At 44.2% G+C, this 8,901-nt stretch carries 7 protein-coding genes; 1 reads left to right on the plus strand and 6 read right to left on the minus strand.

The features are described from left to right. Window positions 1-526: 526 nt before the first annotated feature. The 6 genes from F6K20_RS13140 to F6K20_RS13165 form a co-directional block, all read right to left on the minus strand. Window positions 527-1,876, minus strand: coding sequence for a helix-turn-helix transcriptional regulator (locus F6K20_RS13140; protein ID WP_008186501.1), 1,350 nt, complete (start codon window positions 1,874-1,876; stop codon window positions 527-529). Between the two features lie 639 nt (window positions 1,877-2,515). Next, window positions 2,516-2,662 carry a hypothetical protein gene (locus F6K20_RS13145; RefSeq protein ID WP_008186502.1) on the minus strand — a complete coding sequence of 49 codons (147 nt, stop codon included), beginning with the start codon at window positions 2,660-2,662 and terminating at the stop codon, window positions 2,516-2,518. A 528-nt stretch (window positions 2,663-3,190) separates the two neighbouring features. Continuing rightward, window positions 3,191-3,769 (minus strand): hypothetical protein, encoded by a 579-nt coding sequence (locus F6K20_RS13150; protein WP_044493852.1) that lies wholly within the window; start codon window positions 3,767-3,769, stop codon window positions 3,191-3,193. 335 nt (window positions 3,770-4,104) lie between these two features. Further along, the gene (gene ftsZ / locus F6K20_RS13155; RefSeq protein ID WP_008186504.1) at window positions 4,105-5,376 is read right to left on the minus strand and encodes a cell division protein FtsZ; all 1,272 of its coding nucleotides are present in this window, start codon (window positions 5,374-5,376) and stop codon (window positions 4,105-4,107) included. A 219-nt stretch (window positions 5,377-5,595) separates the two neighbouring features. Beyond that, the gene (locus F6K20_RS13160) at window positions 5,596-6,438 is read right to left on the minus strand and encodes a cell division protein FtsQ/DivIB (RefSeq protein ID WP_008186505.1); all 843 of its coding nucleotides are present in this window, start codon (window positions 6,436-6,438) and stop codon (window positions 5,596-5,598) included. A 28-nt stretch (window positions 6,439-6,466) separates the two neighbouring features. Beyond that, window positions 6,467-6,619 (minus strand): hypothetical protein, encoded by a 153-nt coding sequence (locus F6K20_RS13165; RefSeq protein ID WP_154659848.1) that lies wholly within the window; start codon window positions 6,617-6,619, stop codon window positions 6,467-6,469. 252 nt (window positions 6,620-6,871) lie between these two features. On the opposite strand from F6K20_RS13165, the gene F6K20_RS13170 reads away from it, so the two are divergent. Beyond that, on the plus strand, window positions 6,872-8,191 hold the full coding sequence (locus F6K20_RS13170; RefSeq protein ID WP_008186506.1) for a P-loop NTPase fold protein: 1,320 nt from the start codon (window positions 6,872-6,874) through the stop codon (window positions 8,189-8,191). Window positions 8,192-8,901 lie beyond the last annotated feature (710 nt).

The raw sequence follows: 8,901 nt of genomic DNA on the forward strand, positions 1-8,901 counted from the left end.
CTATAGTAATGGTAAAAATATTCGGCATTTCTGACATGCTCCCCCTATTACCTATTACCCATTACCTATTACCCATTCCCCATTCCCCATTCCCCATTCCCCATTCCCCATTCCCCATTCCCCATTCCCCAGATAAGCGTACTAATGTTGCTGCATAAGTGACATGCTCCCTCGAACATCGCTTCGCTGCCATTCAAAATTATCAATTCAAAATTCAAAAATACCCCATAAATTAATTAAGGTGCTGGTATTAGGTGTCAACAATTCAAAATTAGAAAGCTATTCATTTTGAATTTTGAATTTGGCATCTTTAATTCAAAAATGGTCAGATCATTTCTAGTTTAATACTTATCAGTACTTATCATTATTTGTTGTTAATTGTAAATTGTTAATTGACCCTTGACCATTAACAATTTAAAACTAACTACTTACCTGAATACGAATTGATTAACTGGACTCGATATCACCCAGTTCTAAAATTGAACTATTAATAGTTTAAAAAATTTAGTAAACTGGGATATTATGACTATTCTCGCTCAGCAATTAATTGGTTAGTCACTTCCATGACTGCAGGAGGCAAGGTGAACCCACCTTCAGATTTCTCCACTAGGGATCGCTGTCTCAAGGAGGCCAGAGCCCTGAGTAATTCCTGAGGCGATATCTCCAGTAATTCATCCTGTAATTGAGTTAGGATTACAGGTTCTTTGTGACTAGCCATGGTATATATAATTTTATGTTCCAAATCTGATAACCGATCTAAGATTTCTTCGATAAAGTCACTAACGTCATGGGTAAATAGGGTAGTTGCCAAAAAATCGGTCACACTGCCATCAAAAACTTCTTTGATGGTTATGGCAACAAGTTTTAACATCAAGGGATTCCCACGATACCCCTTAATTAAATAGTCCCAGTTTTTCTGCCCAGACAATCCTTTTTCCTGCAAAATATATTGCGCGGCTTCCCCTAAACCTTCAAGTTTTAAGGAACGCACAGGTGAAGTCTCTCCTTCAAGTAACGAAATTTCGCTGAGTTTCTCCTGACTGGTAATCAACAAACAGCTTTGATGGGGTTCTTCTCCCCAGCGTCTGATCAATTCACCATAGCCTTCATACCCTTCTCGGTAGATGCCGGCAAGTGTACCAATCTGTAGAATAGATTCGGCACCGTTGAGGACTATCAAACAACGGTGTTGGCGGCAGTACTCAATTAGTTGGGAGATAAGCTCCTTGGTAGTTTGAGAACTAGGGACTGGGTTTAACCCTCCTGCTGTTTCATATCCTACAGTTTCTAGGGGCCCAGATAAAGATTGGAGCAGTGCTGCTAGGATATCCTCTAACCGTGGTGCCTGACGTAAGGAACGCCATACCACATACTTGAACTGATCCTGAATTTGTTTAGCCAGCTTCACTGACAAGGTGGTTTTACCAATCCCTGCCATACCCTGTAGTGCCACCAAGCGGCAACGATCTTTAACAATCCATGTTTCTAACTGGCGTAGTTCTTCAGTGCGACCATAGAAAACAGAAACATCTGGTGCCTCACCCCAATCCATGTGCTTGGGGTTTGAGGATTGGACAGTAGAGATAGGGGTATAGCTTCTGCAGTTAGAGGAGATATCCTGGGTTTCTAGATGAGTCTGATAGCGATTGACCAGCAGCTGTTGCAGTTTGGTTAGCTTTACAGGCCCTGTACCCGATATAGGAAACTTTTTGTAGACCTCGCTGAGTCTTTTGCGCACTGCATGTTCACTAATGTTGAGGATGTTTGCGATCGCGTTTGTCGATTGACCCTCCATCGCCAAAGCCACAACCTCCAGCTCGGCTTTAGATACACCGTGTTCATTTGCGATCGCTTTTAGAAAGTCATAGGGAATCACAGTTGCACGCTCATACTCATAGAAACCTGATAGTCCATTTTAAATCCTCTTTCTGAGAACTGCTTGCCATTTTGGTCATTGATATGAGTCTTACCTCCCAGTTGTGTCCCGATCAATTCAAACCCAACTCTGGCAGAAAGACTTTGTCAAACCCCTATGGTTGATGCATTTGCTGCCGGTTCGTGTTTCTTAAATCCATCACAGATGTAAGTCTGTTGGTCAGACCCTCCTCAAAAACTATGGCTAGGGATATCAACGAGGAGGGGTAACTTCAGTCATCATAGGAAGAACCTGAGTTCGACCTAACCCTGAAAGCCTTAATCTATCCTAGTCTCTGAAAGCCTGTATCCCTGCGCGTGATTTTTTCTGGAGTGTACCCTGATCTCGAACTCACGTGAACAGGGGACTCACAACCGACCTAGAATCGCTTGCTGTGTACTACCAGTTCTAGTTCCCGTTAAATACTCACTCTGCTAAAATTCATTGTTATGAGTTAAACATAACAATGAATTTTAACCTGAGTTCAACGTAACGCTGAAAGCCTTAATCTACCCTAGTTGCCCAAAGCTTATATCCCTGACTCTTTCGTGGAGCGATCGCTGATATCGAACTCAGGTTGAGCAGGTTTTTTGTTGCCCTTCACCACTGACTAATGACTGTGGACTTGATCTGAGTAAACAGATCTGTGATCAGCCAATGTTCTGGGCACAATTGACCCTGGCAAACCTTATAGACCTGGCCATTAACTGCTAAAAACCGATTTCCCTTGGCAGTAATGATCGTCATTTTCCAGTTAATGGTGCAATGGGGAAGCGAAAATAGCGTTAAATACAGCCGAGGTTTAGTAAAAGATTAGATTAGGCGGTTGACATCCTCACCGTCCTAGAAGAACGGTGATTCCTAAACCTCACGATTTGGTTTGGTGCTTCAATGCAACAGCCTCCACCCTAAGCGGGGTTTTATGGTCTTACGTTCGCGACCCAGACTATCCGGTGCAAGTCCTGCGGTTTTCATGTATCGAGAATTTCTGCGAAAAGTCTTGATGTACTTTTTGATTCGAGAGTTGGCCTTCCATTGCCCTGTCATCTTTTCCCGGTCTACCGATTTTGCTGCGCCGCCAGGTTACTGGACTTTGCTCGTATAGGCTGTCTGTTCGCGAAGCGTGACCTTTGGTCAATCCATCGTCTCGGGTGGGTCATTGACCATCTTTATGGTAACATCAAGCCGTCCTATAAGGACGGGGTTTCAGACCCAATTTTTTTGATGAATCTCAAAGAACCCGCCATAAATCGATTAATCAAGCAGCACAATGGTTCAACGATTACTATCTAGTATCGGTTTCACCACTAAAAAGCCAGCACCAAATGCGCTCAAGACAATTCCCAAGATGGCTATAACCAACACCCAGCCATTGACATAGGACACTGCCTCTGGCTGCGAACTTCGCAGGGAGCGATTGTCTTGTTGTTCAATCACTAAAGTTTCTCGATAGGAAGAGGGAGGGGTTTGAGGTTTTATCTGAGGTGGGGAAAATTCACCCCCTGGGATAGTTGTAGCGGTGCGCTGGGATGGAATTGGTGGAGCTTGACGGGATTCCGGCTGCTTTACTGGCTGAGGTCGATGGACTTCAGCTGGACTCACTGGTTCTAAGGAATTGATCACCTGCTGTAGATGCAGAGCTGAATTAATAACTTTTTTAACTTCCTGTCGCAGCTGCTGGTGTTGTTTAACTAAATGCTGATTTTGAGAATGGAGAGAGTCCAACATCGCCTGTGTTGCTTGCAACTCAGCTGCTAGTTCCCGGTATACAGAAATTGGTACTGACGGACAGTATGTATTCGATTTGTTTGCCGATGTTGAACTAGGGTAACGATCGCTACTGGATTTGGGCATAGGGGGGTTGGTTCGGTGATTAGAAGTCATAAGTATAGCTAAACTTCATCCAAGGCAAGAATAGTTGAAATTTTAATCTGTGGGCAGCCCTTGTTGGCTCAAAGCTAGGGATATAGTCAACAAAAACTCCTGCTCCATAGTCTGGCTGATTCAGCCTATTGATAGTGATAACCGAAAAAAGTTTCCCATGGGTTCAGGCTCAGGAGCAATGTCTAGGGAAGTTTTCACGCCTAGTAGTAAAATCAGCAATTACCAAGGTGACCGACAACAGTCTTGCCTTGGCTATAGGTTGCTTTGCTTTACTTCCATGCCATCTGGTTTGTGCCAGTTTTTTTCTACTCCTTTGGTCCTCTAGGAAAACGACGCCGTTGCAGGAATTCTGGAATATCTAATCCTGGTCTACTCTTAGGCTCAACCTTGGGTGTAGGGGGCATCGGTGTAGGAGCAATCGGTCGGCGATTCAGGGGAGTTTCCACGGATTTAGGTGCAGACTGGGCTTCTCCGGTAAATCCCGTAGCAATCACAGTAATTCTAATTTCACCCTGGAGCTTATCATCAATTACTGCTCCAAAGATGATATTGGCATTGGGGTCAACCACTTCATAAACAGTTTCTGCTGCTGAATTCACTTCATGGAGGGTCAGATCACTGCCACCAGTAATATTTAAAACTACCCCTCTAGCCCCTTCAATAGAAGACTCCAGCAGAGGAGAAGAAATGGCAGCTACTGCTGCCTCTCTGGCTCGGGATTTTCCAGAACCCATCCCGATGCCCATCAGAGCCGAACCAGCATCTGCCATCACCGCTCGCACATCGGCAAAATCCACATTCACCAAGCCAGGAATAGTAATAATATCAGATATCCCTTGTACCCCCTGACGTAGGATATCATCAGCTACTTTAAATGCTTCTTGAACAGGAGTCTGTTCTGAAATCACTGACAAGAGTTTATTATTGGGAATAACAATTAGGGTATCGACTCGACTCCCCAGAGCGGCAATTCCTTCCTCGGCTTGGGAAGTACGGCGGCGTCCTTCAAAGGTAAATGGACGAGTGACCACTCCCACGGTTAAAGCACCCATCTCTTTAGCAACTTCTGCTACAATCGGGGCAGCTCCTGTACCAGTACCACCCCCCATCCCAGCAGTAATGAAAACCAGGTCAGTGTCTTCGAGAGCCTGGGCAATTTCCTCCCGGGATTCTTCAGCGGCTTTTTGACCAATGGCTGGGTTCCCTCCTGCTCCCAACCCTCGGGTCAACTTCTGCCCCATTTGTAAGCGTTGGGGGGCTGATGATTGGGCTAGTGCTTGAGCATCTGTGTTAATTGACCAGAACTCTACTCCACTGACATCACTGGCAATCATGCGGTTAACTGCGTTACCACCACCCCCGCCAACACCAATAACCTTGATTTTTGCAACGCTACCTGGCACGATATTGTCACTCCTAGTTTCTTCCCTGGGTATGCGATTAGAATCATAAGTTTGACCGAATTGTAATACAGAGTTACTAAAAGGATGTGTATTGTCGGATCCTAATGAAAGATCTGCTTCTGCGATGATTTTAGAACTTTGAGCAGCAAGCCCTAGTTGACTATTAAGCGTCATTGCAAGAGGTGAGGGTAAGTGTTTATCTTTATCTTTATAAGTTATATGTAGCAGTCTGAGTTAACTATAGAGTAAGTTGATTGAAAAACCAAAGACCCTGGCAACGGCTGGGTCTATACCCGATAACTGACCTGAAACAAAACATAGGTTGCTGGAAATATCGCCTCGGTTTAGCCGTCAGAGTAGGCCTCTACACTTGTCTGACCTTCTTAGTTATCCTTATTTAACTCGCGATTGCACACTGTCATGGTCTGTAATCATTTGAATCGATGGTAAGTCTGGGTTTTGCAGGTCAATGTAAGCTATTTTGCTCTTTTGTGTGCGCTTCGGCAATTCTCGCATCTGATCTAGAACTCTCAGTTGGGTGGGGAAGCTTTCACTGTAAGGACCTAAATGTACATTTCCTAACTCGGTTTTCAGAATTAAGTTGGCTGGATTTCGCCAATCGATCTCGAAAACTTTGACAGCCGAATGACTCACAGCTTGATAAACATCGAACCAGTAAGGGCGATAAACGGAATTTTGACCAATCACTTTCAAGTTCGGCAACTGCAGATTGGCCGAGAGTGGTTCGTAACTGCTCTTGGGGCTCCAGATCCCTTGCTCATCGACTAAACCCAACGTTGGGGTAGAGTTTTTAGTTTTTCTGGTTTGGGGCTTACTCTGCTCAGCAATAGCCACTGGTTGACGCTCTCTAATTTGTATTGTCAATCCTGGTGGTATGAGTTGACGGCTAACTAGAGCCGAAGCAATAGGAGCTTCAGATTCCAAAAACTCGGCAAGGACGTGGGGTTGTACTTGCAGTAAAGACTGGGGATAGGATAAAGGCAGCAGGGAGCGTATCGCTTCAGCAGAAAGCCAATAATTCCCTTGAATCTTGATTTGTTCTGGCTGACGAATCATCCAATCTGGTAAAGTTATTGCCCAGAGTAAACTTCCAGCGATACCGCCCACCAAAAGTGTACGCCAAATCTTTTGATAAAATTTAATGCGGCGTGTCCGTCGCAGTTGTTTGCGTCGATTAGACAATTGTGATTCAGAGACTGATGCGATGTTGCTCATCTACTACCGATCAATCGACAGAGTACATTTATGACTTGAAGTAAGCCTGACAATTGGCGTGTGGGCGTTTGCGCTGCGGCGCGATCGCTTCACGCCAATCTACCCAAAAATCTGGGGAACGACAAGGTTTGAACTTTGCAATTCCTGACTGAGCACCAAATACTTTTTTTAATTTAACCACTACTAGGTTCCCACGTTTTATACTTAACAGGTTCCATCAGCCTGATCGGAAAAGGCATTGGTGCCTAATCAGTCCTCTATAGTTAACTCATCCCACGTACCTTAGTCGTGGGATGGGTCAGTGATTAGGGATTAGTCTTTTACAAAAGACTAATTACTGGGGACGCTTTCTATCTCACCCTGTTGAAGGAGTGGGCTTTCTAACCGCCTTCTGTAAACCACAACCATCACCACAACGGTGGGAGGTTAATTTATGGAACTGCATCTACCAAGATTTTTCAAAGCGTGTAACCCAGCTAAAACCTTAGATATGGGTAATCCAGAAGACCATCCATACTATATCGATTTTTCCGCTGTCAGGGGAGGAAAGATTATCGAAGCTTTAGGACGAACCATTACCCGTCTGTCACCAGATGAACCGACCTGTCAATTGTTTACTGGTCATATTGGCTGTGGTAAGTCTACTGAGTTGTTAAGACTTAAAGCCGAGTTGGAAAAGCAGCAATTTCATGTTGTTTATTTTGAGTCCTCTCAAGACCTAGACATGGTGGATGTTGATGTCAGTGACATTTTACTGAGCATCGCTAGGTCAGTGTGCGAAAGCCTAGAAGCTATAAGCATACAGCTCAGACCCACTTACTTTAGTAAATTATTTAATGAAATCAAAGACTTTTTGCAAACTCCGATCGAGTTTTCAACAGAAGCCGAATTTTCCGTAGGCATTGCCAAGATTACAGCCAGAAGTAAAGACAGTCCTCAGCAACGCCAACTGCTACGACAGCACCTAGAACCCCGCACCCAAAGCATTTTGAATGCCATCAACGAAGAAATTTTACAATCAGCGATTCAGCAGCTGAAGTTGCTTGGCAAAAAGGGTTTGGTGGTGATTATTGATAATCTTGACCGAGTTGATAATCGCTCGATGGCTTCAGGTCGTTCCCAGCCAGAGTATCTGTTTATCGACCGTGGTACTCAGTTAAGGCGTTTGAACTGTCATGTAGTTTACACTCTACCCTTGTCCTTAATGTTCTCCAACGAGTACGAAACTCTCAAAAATCGAGTCGGTGGTGGTGTGGCTCCCAAAATTTTGCCCATGGTGCCCATACAGTTAAGGGATGGTCGTGACTATCCAGAAGGTATGGCACTGCTGCGACAGCTATTGCTAGCCCGAGCTTTTCCAATGGTTGATCCTCAACAGCGACTAAACCTGATTCCACTAGTATTTGATAGCCCAGAAACCCTTGACCGGATGTGTCGCATTAGTGGCGGTCATGTCCGTAACTTGTTAGGGTTGCTCTATAACTGTTTGCAACAGGAAGACCCGCCCTTTTCCACGAGTTGTTTAGAGGGTGTGATTAAGGGATACCGAGATGATTTGACTCTGGCTGTTGAAGATGAAGAGTGGAAGTTGCTATCTCAAGTCGTGCAACAGCAGTCCGTCAAGGGGGAACAAGAATATCAAACCTTGTTGCGCAGTATGTTTGTCTATGAATACCAAGATGAACAAGGGCGCTGGTTTGGGATTAACCCAGCGTTAGCAGAAACAGAAAAGTTTCGGTCTCTAGTTCTTTGACAAGGCTAAAATCCCTTGAGTTCCAAGGGATTTTGCCAGAGAAGGGGGTGTAGGGTCGTCAGGTTCAGGGTGCAAAGTTTGGGGTGTTCTGGAAAATTGAGATGGACTATTGATATCGAAATTAGAACTAAACCGAATTTATTAGTTTGCTCAGAACACTTTTGCTTATCATTTTTTTGTTACCTTACCTGTCAATCACCCTTTTCTTTTTGAGGGGGAACTTCAGTCTCAACCCTTGGTATGACATTAGTTTAGCCTTCAGGTTCACCCCCGTCAGGTAAGGTACATCCCCTCATGTATAACCTAGCACTTACCACCTACTACTTGGTTCAAAGGGACAAATTTTCTCCCTAATTGAGTTGAAAACTAATCTAGTCAGGACAACCGCAGCCTTTACAGGTAGAGTTACTGGGGAAATCCTGATAGTTCAACAGTTTTACCTGTTTTCGTCTAGGAACTTATAGTGTTTATCACAGTTATGAGGTACAGTCTTCTTTGAAGCTGATTCCCTGTTAGGTGCGCTTGACCTTGGCGAATTAAATTCGCCACGGGTCGCACCTGAAGATGCAGCGCATCCCTATTACCTATTACCTATTACCTATTACCTATTACCTATTACCTATTACCTATTACCTATTACCTATTACCTATTACCTATTACCTATTACCTATTACCTATTACCTATTACCTATTACCTATTACCTATTAC

The sequence above is a fragment of the Moorena sp. SIO2C4 genome (genome assembly GCF_010672485.1).
GTDB classification, from domain to species: Bacteria; Cyanobacteriota; Cyanobacteriia; order Cyanobacteriales; family Coleofasciculaceae; genus Moorena; species Moorena producens.

Excerpts from the sequence above, each read along its gene's own strand:
- F6K20_RS13145 (WP_008186502.1), bottom strand. The coding sequence starts at position 2,662 with ATGACGATCATTACTGCCAAGGGAAATCGGTTTTTAGCAGTTAATGGC.
- F6K20_RS13150 (WP_044493852.1), bottom strand. The coding sequence starts at position 3,769 with ATGCCCAAATCCAGTAGCGATCGTTACCCTAGTTCAACATCGGCAAAC.
- ftsZ (WP_008186504.1), bottom strand. The coding sequence starts at position 5,376 with ATGACGCTTAATAGTCAACTAGGGCTTGCTGCTCAAAGTTCTAAAATC.
- F6K20_RS13160 (WP_008186505.1), bottom strand. The coding sequence starts at position 6,438 with ATGAGCAACATCGCATCAGTCTCTGAATCACAATTGTCTAATCGACGC.
- F6K20_RS13170 (WP_008186506.1), top strand. The coding sequence starts at position 6,872 with ATGGAACTGCATCTACCAAGATTTTTCAAAGCGTGTAACCCAGCTAAA.